16 protein-coding genes are annotated in these 21,476 nt (G+C 58.7%); all 16 read right to left on the bottom strand.

Features of this window, described 5'->3' with window-relative positions:
* Positions 1-93: 93 nt before the first annotated feature.
* Positions 94-3,054 carry a preprotein translocase subunit SecA gene (secA, locus tag ACVBEJ_RS07840; protein ID WP_447129065.1) on the bottom strand — a complete coding sequence of 987 codons (2,961 nt, stop codon included), beginning with the start codon at positions 3,052-3,054 and terminating at the stop codon, positions 94-96.
* Between the two features lie 158 nt (positions 3,055-3,212).
* Positions 3,213-4,163 (bottom strand): peptidoglycan DD-metalloendopeptidase family protein, encoded by a 951-nt coding sequence (locus tag ACVBEJ_RS07835; RefSeq protein WP_447129221.1) that lies wholly within the window; start codon positions 4,161-4,163, stop codon positions 3,213-3,215.
* 133 nt (positions 4,164-4,296) lie between these two features.
* Complete coding sequence (gene lpxC, locus ACVBEJ_RS07830; RefSeq protein ID WP_447129064.1) at positions 4,297-5,211, bottom strand: UDP-3-O-acyl-N-acetylglucosamine deacetylase; 915 nt, start codon at positions 5,209-5,211, stop codon at positions 4,297-4,299.
* 282 nt (positions 5,212-5,493) lie between these two features.
* Complete coding sequence (gene ftsZ / locus ACVBEJ_RS07825; RefSeq protein ID WP_447129063.1) at positions 5,494-6,729, bottom strand: cell division protein FtsZ; 1,236 nt, start codon at positions 6,727-6,729, stop codon at positions 5,494-5,496.
* A gap of 138 nt (positions 6,730-6,867) precedes the next feature.
* Positions 6,868-8,109: a cell division protein FtsA gene (ftsA, locus tag ACVBEJ_RS07820; protein ID WP_447129062.1), complete on the bottom strand. Its 1,242-nt coding sequence runs from the start codon at positions 8,107-8,109 to the stop codon at positions 6,868-6,870.
* Positions 8,102-8,926, bottom strand: a complete 825-nt coding sequence (locus ACVBEJ_RS07815; protein ID WP_447129061.1) for a cell division protein FtsQ/DivIB — start codon at positions 8,924-8,926, stop codon at positions 8,102-8,104. The genes ftsA and ACVBEJ_RS07815 overlap by 8 nt, the downstream gene beginning before the upstream one ends.
* A 60-nt stretch (positions 8,927-8,986) precedes the next feature.
* Entirely contained in the window at positions 8,987-9,901 is a 915-nt protein-coding gene (locus ACVBEJ_RS07810; protein ID WP_447129060.1) for a D-alanine--D-alanine ligase, read from the bottom strand.
* 175 nt (positions 9,902-10,076) lie between these two features.
* Positions 10,077-11,537 carry a UDP-N-acetylmuramate--L-alanine ligase gene (gene murC, locus ACVBEJ_RS07805; RefSeq protein ID WP_447129059.1) on the bottom strand — a complete coding sequence of 487 codons (1,461 nt, stop codon included), beginning with the start codon at positions 11,535-11,537 and terminating at the stop codon, positions 10,077-10,079.
* Positions 11,534-12,622 (bottom strand): undecaprenyldiphospho-muramoylpentapeptide beta-N-acetylglucosaminyltransferase, encoded by a 1,089-nt coding sequence (gene murG, locus ACVBEJ_RS07800; RefSeq protein WP_447129058.1) that lies wholly within the window; start codon positions 12,620-12,622, stop codon positions 11,534-11,536. The genes murC and murG overlap by 4 nt, the downstream gene beginning before the upstream one ends.
* Entirely contained in the window at positions 12,619-13,815 is a 1,197-nt protein-coding gene (ftsW, locus tag ACVBEJ_RS07795; RefSeq protein ID WP_447129057.1) for a putative lipid II flippase FtsW, read from the bottom strand. Before ftsW ends, murG begins: the two co-directional genes overlap by 4 nt.
* Positions 13,812-15,179, bottom strand: coding sequence for a UDP-N-acetylmuramoyl-L-alanine--D-glutamate ligase (gene murD, locus ACVBEJ_RS07790; RefSeq protein ID WP_447129056.1), 1,368 nt, complete (start codon positions 15,177-15,179; stop codon positions 13,812-13,814). Before murD ends, ftsW begins: the two co-directional genes overlap by 4 nt.
* 142 nt (positions 15,180-15,321) lie before the next feature.
* Positions 15,322-16,416, bottom strand: a complete 1,095-nt coding sequence (gene mraY / locus ACVBEJ_RS07785; protein WP_447129055.1) for a phospho-N-acetylmuramoyl-pentapeptide-transferase — start codon at positions 16,414-16,416, stop codon at positions 15,322-15,324.
* Positions 16,416-17,801, bottom strand: coding sequence for a UDP-N-acetylmuramoyl-tripeptide--D-alanyl-D-alanine ligase (locus ACVBEJ_RS07780; RefSeq protein ID WP_447129054.1), 1,386 nt, complete (start codon positions 17,799-17,801; stop codon positions 16,416-16,418). Before ACVBEJ_RS07780 ends, mraY begins: the two co-directional genes overlap by 1 nt.
* Positions 17,794-19,407, bottom strand: coding sequence for a UDP-N-acetylmuramoyl-L-alanyl-D-glutamate--2,6-diaminopimelate ligase (locus tag ACVBEJ_RS07775; protein ID WP_447129053.1), 1,614 nt, complete (start codon positions 19,405-19,407; stop codon positions 17,794-17,796). The genes ACVBEJ_RS07780 and ACVBEJ_RS07775 overlap by 8 nt, the downstream gene beginning before the upstream one ends.
* Positions 19,404-21,191 carry a peptidoglycan D,D-transpeptidase FtsI family protein gene (locus ACVBEJ_RS07770; protein ID WP_447129052.1) on the bottom strand — a complete coding sequence of 596 codons (1,788 nt, stop codon included), beginning with the start codon at positions 21,189-21,191 and terminating at the stop codon, positions 19,404-19,406. Before ACVBEJ_RS07770 ends, ACVBEJ_RS07775 begins: the two co-directional genes overlap by 4 nt.
* On the bottom strand, positions 21,188-21,475 hold the full coding sequence (gene ftsL, locus ACVBEJ_RS07765) for a cell division protein FtsL (RefSeq protein ID WP_447129051.1): 288 nt from the start codon (positions 21,473-21,475) through the stop codon (positions 21,188-21,190). Before ftsL ends, ACVBEJ_RS07770 begins: the two co-directional genes overlap by 4 nt.
* Position 21,476: the final 1 nt, after the last annotated feature.

Genomic DNA, 21,476 nt, shown 5'->3' with positions numbered 1-21,476 from the left:
GACGCGTAGCGACGTAATCCGCCAAAGACCCAAGCAATAGGTGGGTTACGCATTCGCTAACCCACCCTACGGATTGGGATGACGATAAACCTGTTACCCCAGCTTGCCGTGGCATTGCTTGAATTTTTTGCCGGAACCACAGGGGCAGGGGTCGTTGCGGCCCACTTTGGGCATTTCGCGCACAAAGGGCTGCGCCGCACCGTCCAGCTTGCCGTGGCAAGCCTTGTATTTTTTACCAGAACCACAGGGGCACGGGTCGTTGCGGCCCACGCCGGGAGGTGCTTGCTGAGGTTGTGCCTGTTGCTGCGCTTCCGGTTCAGCGGCCATGGCGGAAGCCTGGGCGTGCTGGAATTCCATTTGCTGCCTTTGTTGTTGCTCCAGGCGACGCTGTTCCAGCTGTTCTGCTTCATCCGGCTGGGCAATTTGTACCTTGCACAGAAAGCGGGTGGTTTCCAGTTTGACGTTGTGCAGCAAATCTTCAAACAGCTCAAAAGATTCCCGCTTGTATTCCTGTTTGGGGTTTTTCTGGGCGTAGGCGCGCAGGTTAATGCCCTGACGCAGATGGTCCATATTGGCCAGATGCTCTTTCCACAGCTGATCCAACACCTGCAACATGATCTGCTTTTCGATGGCGCGCATATCCGGGCCAACTTCATCGCATTTGGCCTTGTAGTGGGCGTTCAGCTCGGCGTTAGCTCGCTGACGAATGCCTTCTTCATTGAGGCGGTCGTCGCTGTCGAGCCACTCTTGAATCGGCGCTTCCAGCAAAAATTCAGCTTTTAGAGCCTCCTCCAGCCCGTCGATATCCCACTGTTCTTCGAGGCTTTCCGGTGGGATATGGGCACTGATGACATCGTTTACAACATCCTCACGAACCGAGTCGATCACATCGGAAATATCGTCACTTTCCAGCAAATCGTTGCGCTGCTGATACACCACCTGACGCTGGTCGTTGGCCACATCGTCAAACTCCAGCAGGTGTTTGCGAATATCGAAGTTGCGGCCTTCCACTTTGCGCTGGGCTTTTTCGATGGCGTTGGACACCATGCGGTGCTCGATAGCCTCGCCATCTTTCATGCCCAGGGCGCGCATCATGTTTTTCACCCGGTCGGAGGCGAACAGGCGCATCAACGGGTCTTCCAGCGACAGGTAGAAACGGGATAAACCAGGGTCGCCCTGGCGACCGGCACGGCCCCGCAGCTGGTTATCGATACGGCGGGATTCGTGGCGCTCGGTACCGATAATATGCAGGCCGCCCGCTTCCAGTACGGTGGCGTGGCGCTGCTCCCACTCTTTTCTGGCAGCAGCTAGCTGCTCCTCAGACGGGGACTTCATATCCCGCAATTCCGCTTCCCAGTTGCCCCCCAGCACAATATCGGTACCGCGACCGGCCATGTTGGTGGCAATGGTCACCGCACCGGGGCGGCCCGCCTGGGCAATAATTTGCGCTTCTTTTTCGTGGAATTTGGCGTTCAGAACCTGGTGCGGCACTTTGGCTTTTTTCAGCAGTGCTGACAGCAGTTCAGAGGTTTCGATGGAAGCGGTACCCACCAGCACCGGGGCTTTTTTCTCCATGCAGTGTTTGATGTCTTCAATCACTGCCTGGTATTTCTCACCCTGAGTCAGGTACACCAGGTCGTTGAGGTCTTCCCGGGCAACGGCGCGGTTGGTGGGAATGACCACCACGCTCAGGCCGTAAATCTGGTGAAATTCGTAGGCCTCGGTATCGGCGGTACCGGTCATGCCAGACAGTTTGTCGTACAGGCGGAAGTAGTTCTGGAAGGTGGTGGACGCCAGGGTCTGGCTTTCCTGCTGAATCTGCACCCCCTCGCGGGCTTCAATGGCCTGGTGCAAACCTTCCGACAAACGGCGGCCCAGCATTTTACGGCCCGTGTGTTCGTCAATCAGCACCACGTCATTGCCTTCGACAATGTAATCCACATCCCGGCGAAACAGGTGGTGGGCTTTCAGGCCCGCATGAACGTGGTGCAACAGGCCCAGATTGGTAGACTGATACAGGCTTTCGTCTTCACCCAGCAAGCCCTCATTGATCAGCAGACCTTCGATTTTTTCGTGGCCCTGTTCAGTGAGTTCCACCGCGCGGCTCTTTTCATCCACCACAAAGTCGCCGGTATCGAGAATCTGGCACAGGGGCTGTTTGCCCTCCTCCATCATCACCAGGTCTTTGCCCGCTTCGCTGGCTTCTGCCTGGGCAGCGCCTACATTAACCAGTTCTGGCTCGCCGCCATCGCGCTGCAACATAACCTTGGGTAGCTGAATTTTGTCGTTGCGCACTTTGTCGGAATGCTGCTGAGGCTTGAGCAGCTGCACGATGCGGTTCATGCGTTTGTACACTTCCGAGCTGTCGCTGGCAGCGCCGGAAATAATCAGCGGCGTGCGCGCCTCGTCGATCAGGATGGAGTCCACTTCGTCCACCACCGCGAACGACAGTTTGCGCTGTACACGGTCTTCCTGGCGCAACGCCATGTTGTCGCGCAAATAATCGAAGCCAAATTCGTTGTTGGTGCCATAGGTGATATCGGCGGCGTAATTGAGTTGTTTTTCCTCGGCCATTTGCCCGGAATACACCACACCCACGGTGAGCCCCAACTGTTCGTAAATGGGGCGCATCCAATCGGCATCCCGCTTGGCCAGGTAATCGTTGACGGTGATGATATGCACACCTTCAGCTGGCAGAGCATTCAGGTAGGCGGGCAAGGTAGACATCAGGGTCTTACCTTCACCGGTACGCATTTCGGCGATGCGGCCTTCGTGCAGGGTGATACCGCCGATCATCTGCACATCGAAATGGCGCATTCCCAGGGTTCTGTCCGCCGCTTCCCGCACCACCGCAAAGGCTTCGGGCAACAGTTGGTCGAGGGTTGCACCATCTTGCATGCGCTGACGAAATTCACCGGTTTTGGCGCGCAGCTCAGCGTCGCTGAGCTCCCGCAGCGGCTCATCAAAGCTGTTGATTTGTTTGACTATTTTGCGCATCCGGCGCAATTCACGATCGTTCTTGCTGCCGAATACTTTCTTTATCAGGTTGGCCATCGGTTTCCCTTGGATTCAGTTTGGCGCTGTTCAGTACAGCGCCGCTAAAGGCTATATGGGGTTGTTTTTGCCAGAGACAAATAAAAACTGTGGAATCAGCGGCCCATCAACAAAGGGGCACTGATTTATCGGGGGAATGCCGCGAGTGCGGCCAGAATTCAGAGTACGGTCTTTTTGATATAGGTGGCAGGATCCACCGAGCGGCCGTTTTTAAACACTTCGAAATGCACGTGGGGGCCGGTTGAGCGACCAGTGCTGCCCATCAGGGCAATCACCTGGCCTTTTTTGACCACATCTCCGGCTTTCACCAGATTTTGTTTGTTGTGGCCGTAGCGGGTGACAAAGCCATCGCCGTGTTCTATTTCAATCAGCTGGCCGTAACCGCCGCGCTCGCCAGACCAGGTCACTACGCCAGCGGCAGTGGCCACCACATCGCCACCCTCTTTACCGGCGAAATCCACGCCTTTGTGCCAGGCGCGCTTGCCGTGAAAGGGGTCGGTGCGCCAGCCATATTTGGACGACATCCAGCCCTTGCTAATGGGGCGGCCAGCGACTGTGGTCTGCTGGGTGATCTCGCGATCCACTAGCATGGATTCCATCATCTGCAACTGCAGTTCGCGATCGTCCAGCTGACGTTGCAGTTGGGCAAACAATTGATCCAGGTCGGAGGGTTCGCGGCTGCCGGACTCGTCTCCCAGGCCGCCACCAAGAATGGCTTCATCGGGGCCACCCAGTGCCGGCACCCGGCTGAAATCAAACTCGCCCTGATCCAGGCTGGCCACATCGGTGAGGCGCTCGCCAAGGGCGTCGATGCGCACCAGGCGTGCCTGCATCTCTGCCAATTTGGAAGTCAGGGCCGCCAGCCGGCGACGCGCCTCGGTGCGTTCACCGCTCAGAGTGTCGCGCTGCTGTTGCAGTTCCTCGTGCATGGCCTCTACCGCCTGCACCAGCTCCAGGTCAGTGTTGCGGTCGCTGACCAGTTTGCCAATCAGAAACCCCGTACCGGTGGGCAATGCCAAAAAACACAACGACAGCACCACTTTCGCCCAGCTGTTCAAGCTGACCGTACGGCTGCTGTCCTGATTATTGCCAATAAAGATGATTTTCATAGCACGAGCTTTGCGTTTTTTATTGTCGTTATGGTCGTTCTCGTTGCTGTCGATAAAAGCCACTGATATCACCCGCTACCTTAACGCTACTGAGCCGGACACTCTGTTAACCAGGTCGCATCCAAACCTTCAACTACAGTGCCGCAACCGGCTTGCTGTAGCTGATGGGTGCCTCGGCATCCTCGCCTTCAAAGGTCACCATTTCCCAGGCATCCGGCTGGGCGATCAGTGCCCGCAAAGAGGCGTTATTGAGGGCGTGGCCGGATTTGAAGGCCTCGAACTCACCAATCAGGCTGTTGCCGAGCAAATACAGGTCGCCAATAGCATCGAGAATCTTGTGTTTTACAAACTCGTCTTCGTAGCGCAGGCCATCTTCATTAAGGATGCTGTACTCGTCTACGGCGATAGCGTTCTGCACGCTGGCACCGCGAGCCAGCCCCTTGGAGCGCATGTATTCAAATTCGTGAACAAAACCAAAGGTACGCGCCCGGCTCACTTCTTTCACAAAGGAGGTGGTGGAGAAGTCAATGGCGGAGTGCAGTGCCCGGCCTTTAAATACCGGGTGATCAAAGTCGATGGTAAAGGAGACTTTAAAGCCGTCGAAGGGTTTGAAACGAGCCACTTTGTCGTCGTGGGTGACGGTGACTTCCTTTTTGATACGGATAAATTTTTTCGGGGCTTCCTGCTCGGCGATACCTGCCGACTGAATCAGAAAAACGAAAGGCCCGGAACTGCCATCCATAATGGGTACTTCCGGGGCGGACACGTCGATAATGGCGTTGTCGATACCCAGACCCGCCATAGCGGACAACAGATGTTCTACCGTGGAAACCCGAACATCGCCATTCACCAGTGTGGTAGAGAGAGTGGTGTCGCCGACATTCTCTGCCTTGGCTTCAATTTCCACCACCGGGGAGAGATCGGTACGGCGAAAAACAATGCCGCTGTTCACCGGAGCCGGGTGTAGGGTCAGGTAAACCTTGTCGCCGGTATGCAAGCCAACGCCAGTGGCTTTGATGGTGTTTTTCAGTGTCCGCTGCCTGACCATACGCTGTTTATTCCACGCAAAGTGAGCCGAAAAGCCGCGCATCATACCAGATACCCGGCAACCAGACCACCTGCCGAAAGGACAGGTGGCGATCAGGGTATGACCGTAAAAAGCTCCGATAGTGCCATTCTATCCACAAAGGGGAGAAGTGATGGAATGGCGTTATCATTTAATTGCGCCTATCCCGTCATTGCGGGGCCGAAGGCCGTGGCAATCTCCTGACCCTGGCACTTTGTCCGATGGAGATCGCCACGCTACGCTTGCGATGACGCAACACTATTACTAATCAGCCTGCCTGCGCAGAAAAGCGGGAATATCCAGATAGTCCATATCCTGATCCGCTTTCGGTTCTTCCAGCTTGCGGGCAGTGGCTTCGGTGCTCACCGGAGGCTGTTGCATCTGGGCCTGAGCCGGATTACCCGCCGGGCGGCGAGTTTGCGCCTGACCGCGACGCACCCGATTTACCGCCGGCTTGTCCAGCTCGCCGTAATCCACTTCGCCGTTGTTTTTGCGGGGCTCTGCCTGCTGGGTGGTATTGTCCACCACTTTGGTGGGCACAAATTCCCTGCCGAGACCAGTGGCCACAACGGTTACCCGCAGCTTGTCGCCCAGGCTTTCGTCGATCACCGTACCCACCACCACAGTGGCGTCATCGGAGGCAAACTGTTCCACGGTGTCACCCACATCCTGGAATTCACCCAGAGACAGTTCCGGGCCCGCGGTGATATTCACCAGAATGCCTTTAGCACCCTGCAGGTTGATGTCTTCCAGCAGCGGGCTGTGTACCGCCGACTCCGCCGCTTCGCGGGCGCGCTGGTCGCCAGCGGCTTCGCCACTGCCCATCATCGCCATGCCCATTTCCGACATCACGGTGCGCACATCGGCGAAATCCACGTTGATCATGCCCGGGCGGATAATCAGGTCGGCAATACCCTGCACTGCACCCAGCAATACATCGTTGGCCGCTTTGAAGGCGGACAACAAACTGGTGGAACTGCCCAGTACCGCCAGCAGTTTTTCGTTGGGAATGGTGATCAGCGAGTCCACACGGTCACGCAGGTGCTTGAGCCCTTCTTCGGCAATGGCCATGCGCTTTTTGCCTTCGAAAGAGAACGGGCGAGTCACCACCGCTACCGTAAGGATGCCCAATTCTTTCGCCACATCCGCCACCACCGGTGCACCACCGGTGCCGGTACCGCCGCCCATTCCGGCGGTGATAAACACCATATCGGCGCCCTGCAACACATCGGCAATGCGGTCGCGATCTTCCAGAGCCGCCTGGTGGCCGACCTCCGGGTTGGCCCCGGCACCGAGCCCGCGCGTGACGTTGTTACCCAGCTGCAGGACGGTGGCATTGCCAATGTCCTTGAGCGCCTGGGCGTCGGTATTGGCGCAGATAAACTCCACACCTTCGACGTTGCTTTCGATCATGTGCCGCACGGCATTACCGCCGCCACCACCGACACCAATCACCTTGATTTCCGCTGAATCCGGAATACTGTCTACGATTTGAAACATGGTTTATCCCCTTTGTTTTCCCTGAAATTGTTGATACTGAAAATGATTGAATCTTTGTCATCCTGAGCGCAACGAAGGATCTCGCACTTCGCAGCAATCAAGGGATCCTTCGCTGCGCTCAGGATGACGAAACCACTACTACAAACTGCCCTGAAACCACTGTTTGATACGGCCCACCAAACCCTCTCCACCACTATCAGCACTGCTGCTGGTGCGCCGCACCGGGCCTTCCTGTTGTTGTTGCATGCCGTACAGCAGCAGGCCAACACCGGTGGAATAAATCGGGTTATTCACTATATCGGTCAGCCCGGTGATATTGCTGGGGGCGCCTAAACGCACCGGCATATGGAAGATTTCCTCCGCCAGTTCCACCACCCCTTCCATCTTGGCGGTGCCGCCGGTAAGCACAATGCCCGCCGCCACCAGGTCTTCGAATCCGCTGCGGCGCAGCTCGCCCTGGATCAGGGTAAACAGTTCGTCGTAGCGGGGTTCCACTACCTCCGCCAATGCCTGCCGCGACAGGTCGCGGGGCGGGCGGTCGCCGACGCTGGGCACTTTGATGCTCTCCTCCGGCCCCGCCAGATTCGCCAGCGCACAGGCGTATTTGATCTTCAATTCTTCCGCGTGGGGTGTGGGCGTGCGCAGGGCCATGGCCACATCGTTGGTGACCTGATCCCCGGCAATGGGAATCACTCCGGTGTGGCGAATGGCACCTTCGGTAAAAATGGCAATGTCCGTGGTGCCGCCGCCAATATCCACCAGACACACGCCCAACTGTTTTTCGTCATCGGTGAGCACTGCATAGCTGGAGGCCAGTTGCTCAAGGATCACATCTTCCACTTCCAGCCCGCAGCGGCGAATGCACTTTTTGATGTTCTGGGCAGCGTTGGCGGCGCAGGTCACCAGGTGCACTTTGGCCTCCAGGCGCACACCGGACATACCCAGAGGTTCGCGCACCCCTTCCTGGTTGTCGATAATGAACTCCTGCGGCAGCACGTGAAGGATCTCCTGGTCCGCCGGAATCGCCACCGCCCTTGCCGCATCGATCACCCGCTCTACATCCTGGGGGTTCACCTCGCGATCGCGGATGGCGACAATGCCGTGAGAGTTGAGGCTGCGAATATGGCTGCCAGCAATGCCCACATACACCGAGTGGATATGGCAACCGGCCATTAACTCCGCCTCCTCGATGGCCCGCTGGATGGAGTGCACAGTGGATTCAATATTCACCACCACGCCTTTTTTCATGCCCGTGGAGTGGTACATGCCGGTGCCAACGATCTCCAGCTGACCATCGGGGCTCAGCGAACCCACTATCGCCACCACCTTGGAGGTGCCGATATCGAGTCCGACGATCATGCGTTCTTCGTTACTAGCCATTTTTTGCATCCCCACTCTTTTGTTGACCCACAGCGCGCCAGCTCACGGCAACACCATTGGGGTAACGAATATCAATCTGTGCAATCTCTCCCTGGCGATGGCGCAACACGGTGTCGTACACCGCCAGAAAGCGTTTTAATTTTTCCGTGACATTGCCCTGGCCCACTTCAACTTCCAGGGTTTTGCCCTGGGTGGAGTGGCTGCCGCTGACCGCCACCACTTTCAAATACCAGGCGCGACGGCTGTCGAGGCGAAACTCCATGGTCTTCAACCCCGATGGCAACAACATCTGCGCGGCGTGCTGGTATTCCTCCATAATCAGCCGCGCTTGCCCCTGGGGGCCCAACAACAGAGGCAGATTTTCCAAGCCACTGTTGTCTTCTATATCCAATGCCTGACCGCGGCTGTTGAGAAAGCCGCGGCGGTTCCAGCGGGCGATGGGCATTTCCTCAGTCACTGATATTTCCAGGTACCCGGGCCAGCGGCGGCTTACCACTGCGTTGGCGATCCAGGGGTCGCGCTCCAACTGGCTGCGAATTTTGCCCAGCTCCAGACTCAGGAAACCGCCGTGCAGTTGACCGCGCACCAGACGGGCAATTTGCTCGCGACTGGCGTACTTGAAATCTCCCTGTACCGAAATGCGTTCGATGGGGCGGTCGAGGTGTTGGTACAGCAACACCCCACCCCACAACATGCCGATGGCAAAGCAGCCCCACATCAGAGTGAAAACTGCAGTGCGCAGCAGCGACCACAAGCCCTGGAAGCGGGGCTCGCGATGCTGGCGGCTGGCGCCTTTTCTGTTGGCTACTCTTGTCATTTCAATCCAATATTTCATGTGCGGTGGATTACGCTTCGCTAATCCACCCTACAACCCATATCAACTTATAGAGGTGTTTAAAATTTCCACCACCAACTGCTCCATGGCCAAGCCTTCCGCAGCGGCCGCTTTGGGCACCAGACTGTGGTCGGTCATACCGGGGATGGTGTTTACTTCCAGCACCTGGAAGCGGCCATCGCTGTCGCGCATCACATCCACCCGGCCCCAGCCGCTGCAGCCAATGCTGTTAAATGCTTGCAAGGCCAATTGCTGTAGCTGGTGAATCTCGCCACCGTGTAATCCGCAGGGAATCAGGTAGCGGGTATCATCCAGTAGATACTTGGCTTCGTAGTCGTAAAAGCCGCGATCGGTTTCCAGCTTTATCGGCGTCAAAGCCCGGTCATTGAGTATTGCCACGGTATATTCCGGGCCATCAATCCAGCGCTCCGCCATTACCTCTCCGTACAGTGCCGCCTGCTGCCAGGCATCTCGCAACTGCTCCGGGGTTTCCGCCCGGCGCATGCCGATGCTGGAACCCTCGCCATTGGGCTTTACCATCACCACACCGCTCAGAGATTCCAGGGTCGCCGCCCAATCGCTGCCTTCGTCCAACATGGTGAACTCGGCGGTGGGCAGCTCAATACCGCGCCACAGTTTTTTGCAGCGCCACTTGTCCATGGCCAGCGCAGACGCCATCACGCCGCTGCCGGTATAGGGAATACCCAACAACTCCAGCGCCCCCTGATAAGTACCGTCTTCGTCACCTGGGCCGTGCAGTACCAACATGGCGCGATCCATATCCACGGACTGAATGGTAGCCAGTGGGTTGCCCTCCACCACCACCGGCACCGCGTCTACACCAGCGCGCAGCAGGGCCTCATATACCGCCTTGCCAGATTGCAGCGACACCTCGCGCTCGGCGGAATTGCCACCGTAGATAACGCCGACGCGGCCGTATTGCTTGTTCTTGTTCATTGCCACACCTCAGCAACGAAGTTGTTGTTAGGGGGTCGCACGTCTGACGTCGCACGTCGCACGCTTTGGTTCGGAGCTTGCGTCATTCCCGCCTTCGCGGGGATGACGAAAAACCTGCTGACGCAGTGCTTGGTTTTAGCGTGCGACGTCTGACGTGCGACGTGCGACCGTATATTCATTGCAACTTCCTCTCCGCCAGCATCTTCACCAGTTTGCTGACACTGCCCGCCCCCTGGGTGATGACAATATCGCCGGGTTCAATGATGTCGCGGACGATGTCGGGTACGGCGTCAATGCTGTCGGCGAAAATCGGGTCCACCAGCCCCCGCTGGCGAATGCTGCGGCACAGGCTGCGGGCGTCGGCGCCGGGGATGGGTTCTTCGCCAGCGGAGTACACTTCCGTCAACACCAGGGCATCGCAGCTGGACAGTATTTGCACAAAGTCCTCGTACAAATCCCGGGTGCGGGTAAAACGGTGGGGCTGAAACACCATCACCAGGCGGCGCTGGGGCCAACCGTCGCGCACCGCCTTGATGGTGGCGGCCACCTCGCGGGGATGATGACCGTAGTCGTCCACCAGCATGGCTTCGCCACCGCGACCACCGCCGGTGGATACCGGGAACTCACCGTACATTTCAAAGCGGCGGCCGACACCGCCAAATTTGCTCAGCCCCTCGCAAATGGCGCGGTCGTCAATGCCCTCGTCGGTGGACACCGCAATGGCTGCTGTGGCGTTGAGCACATTGTGGGCTCCGGGGATATTGAGTTCGATGTCCAGGGGCTCTTTCCCGTCCGGGCGCTGCACTGTGAAATAACTGCGATTTTTGTCGCTGCGCAGGTCGCTGATGCGGTAATCCGCCTGCTCGGAAAAACCGTAAGTGAGCATGGGCCGTGACACATCGGGCATCACTTCGCGCACGCGCTCGTCGTCCACGCAAACCACCGCCAAACCGTAAAACGGCAGGTTGTGAAGAAACTCCACAAAGGTCTTTTTCAGTTTGCCCTCGTCGAAACCGTAGGTTTCCATGTGGTCGATATCGATATTGGTGACAACGGCCACCATCGGCTGCAAATGCAGGAAGGAGGCATCGCTCTCGTCCGCCTCCGCCACCAGGTAGCGGCTTTCCCCCAGGCGGGCGTTGGTGCCAGCGCTGTTGAGGCGGCCACCGATAACGAAGGTCGGGTCTTTGTCGCCCTCGGCAAAAATTGAGGCAATCAAACTGGTGGTGGTGGTTTTGCCGTGAGTACCCGCCACGGCAATACCGTGGCGATAGCGCATCAACTCCGCCAGCATTTCTGCCCGGCGCACAATGGGAATGCGCTGATCCCGGGCGCGCACCATTTCCGGGTTGCTGTCATTTACGGCGGTGGAATTGACCACCACATCCACGCCATCCACATTGCTGGCGGCGTGGCCGATAAAAATGCTGGCGCCCATATCCCGCAGGCGTTTGGTCACCGGGCCGTCATTAATATCGGAGCCGGAAATCCGGTAGCCCTGGTTGAGCAGCACTTCGGCAATACCACACATGCCCACTCCGCCAATACCGATAAAGTGGATGCGCTGGATACGGCGCATCTCCGGAATTTCAAACACCGCGTTCACCTTGCCGCCGTCTGTTGCGGTTTTACTCATTTGCATACCTCCTCACAGGCATCCGCCACGGCACATATCGCCCCCGGCCGTGCCAGGGCGCGGGCGTTTTCTGCCATGGTTATCAACTGCTGGCGCTCCCCCAGCAATTGTTGCAATTCCACCGCCAGCTTCTCCGGGCTTAACTGCGCCTGTTGAATCTGGCGGGCAGCATTGTTATCCACCAGCCACTGGCCGTTTTTGGTCTGGTGGTCGTCGATGGCGTGGGGGAACGGAATCAAAATGGAGCCCACCCCCGCCGCCGCCAATTCCGACACCGTCAGGGCACCGGCACGACACAACACCAAATCCGCCCAGCCATAGGCCTCCGCCATATCGTCGATAAAGGGCACCACATGGGCCTCGACGCCGACTTCGCGATAGGCCTCTGCGGTCACCACCGCCTTGTCGCGACCGGTCTGGTGCCAGATATTAGGCCACTCTTTCCGGGGCAGGCGGGCAATGGCCTGGGGCAGCACTTCATTGATAGCCTGGGCTCCCAGGCTGCCGCCCAGCACCAGTAGATTCGGGGTATCGCCGTTGCGTTGCAGGCGCTGCCCGGGCTCTGGCAAATCGATAATTTCCCGGCGTACCGGGTTGCCGCAGTGATCCCCTTTGGGCAGGGAACCGGGAAACGCCTCCATTACCCGCCGCGCCAGCTTCGCCAGCCAGCGGTTGGTGGTACCCGCCACCGCATTCTGTTCGTGAATCACCACCGGTATGCCCAGCAGCCGCGCCGCCAGCCCGCCGGGGCCAGAGGCAAAACCGCCCATGCCGAGCACCGCATTGGGGCGCTGCTGAAGCAACAGCGCACGGGCCTGGGACACCGCCTTGAGCAGTAAAAATGGCGCTTTCAGCAGGGTCGTCACACCCTTGCCACGCACTCCGGCCACATCGATAAAGTGCAGCGGAAAATCGTTGGCGGGCACCAGCTGTGCCTCGATACCCCGGCGGGTACCAAACCATTCGATGGCAACGCCACGGTCGCGCAATTCGCTGGCCACCGCCAGTGCCGGAAATACATGGCCGCCGGTACCACCGGCCATCACCATGATTTTTCTGGGCGCTGTTTGAGCCATGTCGGTCATCGCGCCCTCCCGTCTGCTTTTAAAGGTTTCTTCTTGGCTACCGGAGCATGCAGTTCCATACCAAAGCGCAGAATCAGCGCCACCATCACGCAGCTCACTAACAGGCTGCTACCGCCGTAGCTGATAAAGGGCAGCGTCAAACCCTTGGTGGGCAGTAACCCGGATGCCACACCGATATTGATAAATGCCTGGCCCGCCAGCAGCACGCCGAGGCCAAACACCGAATAAGCGGTAAACCAGTCGCTGCGGCGCACAGCGCGGCGAATAATGGCAAATACCCGCCACAGCAGCAGGGCGAATAGCGCAATCAGCGCCACCACTCCCAACAGGCCAAACTCCTCGGCGTACACCGCAAATACAAAGTCGGTGTAAGCCTCTGGCAGATAGCCCAGTTTTTGCACACTGTTGCCCAGACCCACCCCAAACCATTCGCCGCGACCAAAGGCGATCAGCGACTGGGATAATTGATAGCCACTGCCAAACTGGTCAGCCCAGGGATCCAGATAGGCCACCAGGCGCTTCAGGCGATAGGGCGACAGCACCGCCGCCAAACCCAGCAACCCACCAGCCAATCCCATCAACACTCCCACTTGCCACAACTTGGCACCGGCAAAAAACAGCATGGCCAGCACGGTGGCGGACAACACCACCGAAGACCCCAAATCCGGCTCCAACAGCAACAAGCCCACCAGCACTGCGAGAATACCCAGAGGTTTGCCAATTTCCTTCCAGTTGTCCCGCAACACCTGTTGGTGGCGTTGCAGATAACCCGCCATAAACAGCACCACTGCCAGTTTCACCAACTCAGACACCTGGAAAGTCATGGGGCCCAGCCCCAGCCAACGACGGCTACCGTTAAAACTGCGGCCGACACCGGGAATCAACACAATCAACAACAGGCCAAAAGCCGCCGCCAGCAGCAGCAGCCCATAGCGGTACCAGAACACCACCGGGATGTTGAGTACCACCAGCCCCAATACCGACCCCAGCGCCAGATACATCAGCTGGCGCTTAAAGAAATACAGACTGTCACCAAAGTTCACTTCCGCGAAATTCACAGAGGCTGAATAAATCATCACTACGCCCAGGGTGATCAGCGCCAGCACCGTCAGCAGCAATTTGCCGTCCAGGTGTTGCAGGTCACTCCCAACAAACGACAACGGCATACCCTTGATACTGGCCACGGCACTCATAACAATGCCTCCACTACCCGGGCAAATACCTCCCCCCGGTGTTCAAAGCTGTTGAACATATCGAAGCTGGCACAGGCCGGTGACAGCAACACCAGGTCGCCGGGTTGCGCCAGTTGGCGGGCGCGCCCCACGGCGGCCTGCAGAGAGGGCTGAGCTTCAACATCCGCAGCACCGGCAATGGCCTCAGCTATGCGCGGGCCATCGACACCAATCAGCAATGCCCGCTTAACAGTGGCGGCCACGGCGCTGCGCAGCTCGTGGAATTCGGCACCCTTGCCCTCACCGCCTGCGATCCACAAAATATTGCGACGCTCCCCGTCCGCCAGCCCTTCCAGGGCCGCAAGAGTGGCCCCCACATTGGTGGCCTTGGAATCGTTGATGTAACTGACCCCATCCAGGGTACGCACGGTTTGGCAGCGATGATCGAGGCCGGGAAATTCACGCATGGCCCGAGCCATGGCACTATCTGGCAAGCCAAGCACTGCGCCCATGGCCATGGCTGCCAGTGCATTGGCCCAGTTGTGGCGACCCTTGATGCGCAACTCCTCCACCGGCATCAAATCGCCATCGACGCCGTGTAAATACAGCTCGCCATTGCGATTGGTCACGCCGCACTGATGCTTGTCACCTTCAGTGAGCTCACCCGCTTCCAAGCCAAAGCTGGAAAGCGGCACAGCGCCGTTGCCGGGGCGAGTGGCGTTGTCGTCGCGATTACAGACAATGTGCGCGGCACCCTGGAATATCCGCTGCTTGGCCGCCAGGTAGTTTTCCATGGAGCCGTAGCGATCCAGATGGTCTTCCGACAGGTTCAGAATGGTGGACAGCGCCGGTTTCAGGCTGTGGGTAATTTCCAGTTGGAAACTGGACAACTCCAACACATAAAGCTCGCGATCATCCGCCAACAGCTCCAGCGCCGGAGTACCCAGGTTGCCGCCCACCGCCACGCGCAATCCGGCGGCACGGGCCATTTCTCCCAACAGGGCGGTTACCGTGCTCTTGCCGTTGGAACCGGTAATGGCGGCCACCGGCGCTTTCACGTGGCGGGCAAACAATTCAATATCGCCAATAACCTCGACACCCTGCTGGCGGGCTTCCATCAGCAGCGGTTCGTCCGGAGCCAGGCCGGGGCTGACCACCAGTTCGGCAGCACCTTGCAATGCCCTGTGAGCATCGGCAGCCAAATGGCAGTCAATATCGGGGAATTCGTCGCGAAACTGCGTCAGCAATGGCGGTTTTTCGCGGGTATCACAAACCACAAAGCACTCCCCGCGGCGAGCCAAAAAGCGCGCCACAGACAGCCCGGTAACACCGATACCCAGTATCGCTGTTACGCCTTTTTCTGTGTTGTGATCTGTCGTTTTCATATTCTGTTTGACGTTTGAAGTTCGACGTTTGACGAGGTGCCACAACGAATCACAGATACTCTGTAAGCTCCTGTGGCAGAACACCAAAAATTCACTGCGGTGCCGTCAATGGTTTTTCGTCCAACGTCCAACGTCTAACCCCTTATCTAAGTTTCAATGTCGCCAGGCCGATCAACACCAACATCACCGTAATAATCCAGAAGCGCACAATCACTCGTGGCTCCGGCCAGCCTTTTAATTCAAAGTGGTGGTGGATGGGCGCCATGCGGAACACCCGCTTGCCGGTGAGCTTGTAGGAGGTCACCTGAATCATCACCGACAGGGTTTCCATCACAAACACACCACCCATAATGAAAAATACGATTTCATGGCGCACGATCACCGCAATCACCCCCAGTGCCGCCCCCAATGCAAGCGCACCCACGTCGCCCATAAACACTTGCGCCGGATAGGTGTTGAACCACAGAAAACCCAGACCGGCGCCACCCAGTGCGGCACAGAACACAATCAGCTCACCGGCACCGGCGATATAGGGAATATGCAGGTAGTCGGCAAATTGGCTGTGGCCGGTCAGGTAGGCGAATATCCCCAGCGCGCCGCCCACCATAACCGTGGGCATAATGGCCAGGCCGTCGAGACCATCGGTGAGGTTGACCGCGTTGCTGCCACCGACAATCACAAAATAAGTAAGCGCGATATAGCAAATACCGCCCATGGCGGTCAGAGGCAGTGCCACATCTTTAAAGAACGGCACGTAAAGGGTGGTTTCCGCTGGCGAAGTAGCACTGCAATACAGGAAGATGGCCGCCCCCAAACCGCCCACAGACTGCCAGAAATATTTCCAGCGGGCGGGCAGGCCACGGGAGTTTTTCTCCACCACCTTGCGATAATCGTCCACCCAGCCCACGGCGCCGAAAATAAAGGTCACACCCAACACCACCCAGACGTAGCGGTTTTCCAGGTTGGACCACAGCAGGGTGGCGACAAAAATCGCCATCAAAATCAGCGCACCACCCATGGTGGGGGTGCCGGATTTGCTGAGGTGACTCTGGGGGCCATCGCTGCGCACGGACTGGCCGATCTGCAACAGGTTGAGTTTGCGAATCATCACCGGCCCAAGCCACAGGGAAATACCCAGCGCCGTCAGCACCCCCAAAATGGCGCGAAAGGTAAGGTACTGCACTACCCCAAAAGCACTGACGTACTGCGACAAATAATCGGCTAACCAATAGAGCATTATCGTTCTCCACTTGCGTCGTCTAACCGCAACGCTTTGGTGATTTTTTCCATACCGGAACTGCGCGAGCCTTTCACCAGCACCGCCACACCGCTGCCAAGCAGTGGTTGCAATACGGCGAGCAAGTCCTGTTGATTATCAAAATGCCGTGCGCCGCTGCCAAAAGCGGCACTGGTGCTGGCAGACAAGGTGCCCACCGTAAACAGTTGCTCCACACCGGCACGAGCGGCGTACTCACCCACTTCGCCATGCAAAGCCACTTCGTCATTGCCCAATTCACCCATATCACCCAACACCAATACTGGCGTGCCGGGCAGTTGCAACAGCGCATCCACCGCCGCCTTTACCGAACCGGGATTGGCGTTGTAGCTGTCGTCGATCAGGTAATCACCACTGGCCAGTCGGGATAATTCCATGCGCCCGGCAACCTGCTGCATAGCGCCCAGGCCAGCGGCAATATCCGCCACAGAAACACCGGCAGCCTGGGCCACCGCTGCAGCCGCCAGAGCGTTGGCCACGTTGTGACGGCCACTGATCTTGAGCTTGACCTCTGCCTCACCCTCGGGGCCATGCAGCACAAAACGGCAAAAACCCAGCTCATCGGCGCTGACATCACTGGCAAAAACATCCGCCTCGCGGTTGGCCACGCTGAACGTCAGGCAATTGCGCTCACCAATCAGGCTGCGCCAGCGATCCACATAGGCTTCGTCGAGATTGAGTACCGCCGTGCCGTCTGCAGGCAGGCCGCTGTAAATTTCGCCTTTGGCGTCGGCAATGGCATCGACACTGCCAAAGCCTTCCACATGGGCGGGCAACACATTGTTTACCAGGGTCACTTGAGGGCGAGCCAGCTGACACAGGTAGTCGATTTCACCTCCACCGCTGGCGCCCATTTCAATCACTGCGTAGCGGTGCCGCGACTCCAGATTCATCAAAGTGAGCGGCACACCGATGTGATTATTGAGGTTGCCCCTGGTGGCCAGTACGCCAGCCTCACCCGCCGCCTGAGCAAAGATGGCAGCCAGCATTTCCTTGACTGTGGTTTTGCCTGCGCTGCCGGTAACTGCCACCACACGACCCTGAAAATCCCGCCGCTTGAGGTGCGCCACCTGCCCCAGTGCCACGGTGGTGTCCGGCACTACCCACTGGGGCAATTCCAGGCTGCGATCCGGGGATTCCACCACCAGCCCGCAGGCTTTTTGCGCCGCCTGCGCGAGGAAGCTGTGGGCATCAAAGTTGGCACCCCGCAGGGCCACAAACAATTGCCCGGCAGCGATATCGCGGGTATCCGTAGACAGACCATCAAACTGGCAGTCCGGGTGCATCAACGTGCCGCCGTATTCAATGGCGGCCCGGGACAGGCTGAGTGCAGGCATATCAGTCATCACCCCCTCCCAGACCCACTGGCCCCAAATGCGCAGCCAGATCATCCACCGGCTGCTTCAACGCCCGCTGCCGCAACACCTCAACCGCCTGCTCCACGTCACTGAACCGCAGGCGCTCGCCATTGATCTCTTGATAAGTTTCATGCCCTTTGCCGGCGATCAACACACAGTCGTCATCGGCGGCACAGGCAATGGCCTCACTGATGGCGGTAGCGCGGTCTGGAGCCACCCGCACGGCGGCGTTGTCGGGCATACCAGCGAGGATATCGAGAATGATCTGGTCCGGGTTTTCGCTGCGCGGATTATCACTGGTCACCACCGGGCAATCCGCCAGCCGCGCCACCACCGCACCCATCTGCGGGCGCTTGCCGCTGTCGCGGTCACCACCGCAGCCGAACACACACCACAGCAAACCTTGGCAGTGGCTGCGCAAGGCAATCAGGGCTTTTTCCAGCGCATCCGGCGTGTGGGCGTAATCCACCACCACCGTTGGCAGCAAATCCGCCTCCACCCGAGGGTTCACCAGCTCCATGCGGCCGGGCACAGCCGCCAGTGACGGCAGCTGCGCCAATACTTGATCCAGCGCCCAGCCCTGGCCACAGGCAGCGGTGATAACCGCCAGCAAATTGCTGACATTAAAACGAGCCAACAGCGGCGAGCGCAGCTCACCTTCGCCCCAGGGCGTACTGACCCTGGCACAAACACCCTGCTCCGTAAGCACCACATCCGTTGCCGTCACATCGGCGGTGGAATTATCAATACCGTATTGGTAGCAAGCCACTTCACTGGGCAATTGCGCGGCGATGGTGGCGCTGGCTTCATCATCACCATTCAGTACCGCCAGCGCTAAGCCCGGCTGTTTAAACAGCTGTGCCTTGGCAGCCAGGTAACTGGCCATATCGCCGTGGTAGTCCAGGTGGTCGCGACTGAGGTTGGTAAAGATGGCGGTGTGGAACGGCAGCGCCGCCACCCGGCCCTGCCCCAAACTGTGGGATGAAACCTCCATCGCCACAGAACCGGCGCCGTGATTTTTCAGCTGCGCCAGACACTGTTGAGTACCAATAGCATCTGGGGTGGTCATACCGGTTTCCACCGTTTGCCCACCCACCAGTCCGTAACCGAGCGTACCGATAAAACCGGCGCTGCCCCGGGATTGCTGTAACTTTTTTTGTAATTTTTGTTGCAACTTTTGTTGCAATTGGGCCAATAACTGGCTGCAGGTGGTTTTGCCGTTGGTACCGGTAATGCCGGTCAACTGCAGCTGACTGGCGGGCTCGCCGTAAAAGCGCCCGGCGATGGCGCTGAGTTGTGCGGCGAGGCCGGCCACCGCAATTACCGGCACTGCCCAATCACCAACAGCGAGCCCATCCGCCTCCGCCACAATAGCGGCGGCACCGGCGGCGGCGGCCTGCGCCATAAAATCGCGGCCGTCCACCTTGAGTCCGGGGCAGGCGCAGAACAGGCCACCGGGCACCACCTGGCGACTATCGGCAGTAATGGCACTAACGGCCAATACTTGAAGGTCAGTAGAAAGCGCAACGCCGGGCAGCAATTGGCCCAGCGTTTTCGCTTGTGTCACCTGAGGTTTGTGGGGCTGCGCCATCATGTCGCCCCTCCCACCGGTGGCGACTCTTTGAGGGCCGTCACCTGCTGGCTGTCATCGGTATCTGGCGGCACCCGCAACAATCGCAGCGATTCCGCCATCACCCCGGAAAACACCGGGGCCGCCACCGTGCCGCCGCCGTGACTGTCGCCGACGGTGGGCTCGTCGATCACTACCACACACACCAGTTTGGGGTTGTCCGCCGGAACTGCTCCGGCAAACAAGGCGATGTGGCGGTCACTGTCATAGCCGCCACCCTTGGCCACTTTGCGGGCGGTGCCGGTTTTGCCCGCCACCTGATAGGCCGCCAGCGCCGCCTTGGTGCCGGTACCGCCGGGCTCGGTGACCGCCTTCATCATCTGCAAAACCTGACGGGCAATCTGTGGCTCAATCACCTGTTCCGTACGGGCGGGGACATTGTTCTTTAACAACGTTACTGGCCGCGCCTCACCACCGGCAGCCAGCACCGCATAGGCTTTGGCAATTTGCAGGGGCGAGGCATTGAGGCCGTAGCCAAATGCCAAAGTGGTGCGAGTGACATCGTCCCAGCGCCGTGGCGCCGGCAGGTAGCCTTCGATCTCGCCGGGAAATTCCAGACCGGTGGCCTGCCCCAGACCACCGCGGGCAAACACTTCGCGGACGTGATGGGGGTCCAGCTCCAGGGCCACCTTGGACGTGCCCACCTGACTGGACTTGGCCAACACGCCCGCCATATCCAGCACGCCGTATCCGAGCGGATCCTTAATATCTTTGTAGCCCACCCGCACGTATCCCATGCCGGTATCAACAATACTGCCGGGGGTAAATTTACCGCTCTCCAGAGCCGCCACCATGGTGAAAGGCTTCATGGTGGAACCGGGCTCCACCCGGTCGGTAACCGCGCGGTTGCGCATGGCGGCGGCGGAACGGGAACCTTTGGCGTTGGGATTAAAGGAAGGCTGATTGGCCATGGCCAGGACTTCGCCACTGGCCACATCCAGCATCACCACGGAGCCAGCTTTGGCGCCAAAGCGCTTCACCGCCTCTTTCAATTCCCGGTAGGCCAGGTATTGCAAACGCAGGTCAATACTGAGCGCCACGTCTTTGCCCGGCTGCTCACGACGAATCAATTCCAGGTCTTTGATGACGTTGCCCTTGAGGTCTTTAAGCACCCGTTTGGCACCGGGCTTGCCGGTGAGGTGTTCGTCAAACGCCAGCTCCACTCCTTCCTGACCGCGATCATCCACATTGGTGACGCCAACCAGTTGGGCGGCAACTTCGTGGGCCGGGTAATAGCGTTTGAACTCGCGGCGTTGGTGCACGCCGTCGATTTTCAAATCCATGACTTTTTTCGCATCCGCCGGTGCCAGTTGACGAGCCAGGAACATAAACTCCTTGTTGGCGTAACGGGCCAGGCGTTGCTGCAAATCGTCGACTCTGATCCCCAACTGCGCCGCCAGCCGAGCCAGCACAGCGGGCTCCTTGCTCAGCACTTGCGGATTGGCCCACAGGGTGGCCACCGGGGTGCTCACCGCCAAAGTCTCGCCGTGGCGATCGGTAATCAAACCGCGATTGGCGGGGATTTCACGCACTCGCACGGTGCGCGCATCCCCCTGGTTTTGCAGAAATTCGGCGCCGCGATCCTCATCCGGCATCACCTGCAAACGGGCGATATGCCACACCAACAGCAGCGGCAATACCAGCAGGCAGGCCACCACCGCAAAAAAACGCCAGCGGGAGATGGTGATGCGTGCGGCCCTGATTTTACGGGTAGTAGTTTTACGAGCAGTGGTTTTACGGGCAGTCATGGCCGCACCACCACAATGTCGTCGGCGACCGGTGCGCGCATACCCAGCTTGTCCGCCGCCTGCTGTTCAACGCTGCTAAAGGAACCGTGAGCCGCCTGTTCCAGCAGCAATTGCCCCCACACCACTTGCTGTTCGTGGTGGGCTTTTTCCAGCTGGCTGAGTTCGGCAAACAGGGAGCGGCACTTGTGGCTGACATTCACCACCGCCAGTGCAGACACCATCACGGCCAGCCACAACACAGCTGCGACCCCGGCAAGTGATTTTTTGCTACCTGTGGAACTCATT

The organism is Porticoccus sp. GXU_MW_L64, from assembly GCF_052983295.1.
Note: the sequence above shows the minus strand (reverse complement) of the source record. Positions and strands in the feature narration are given on the sequence as shown.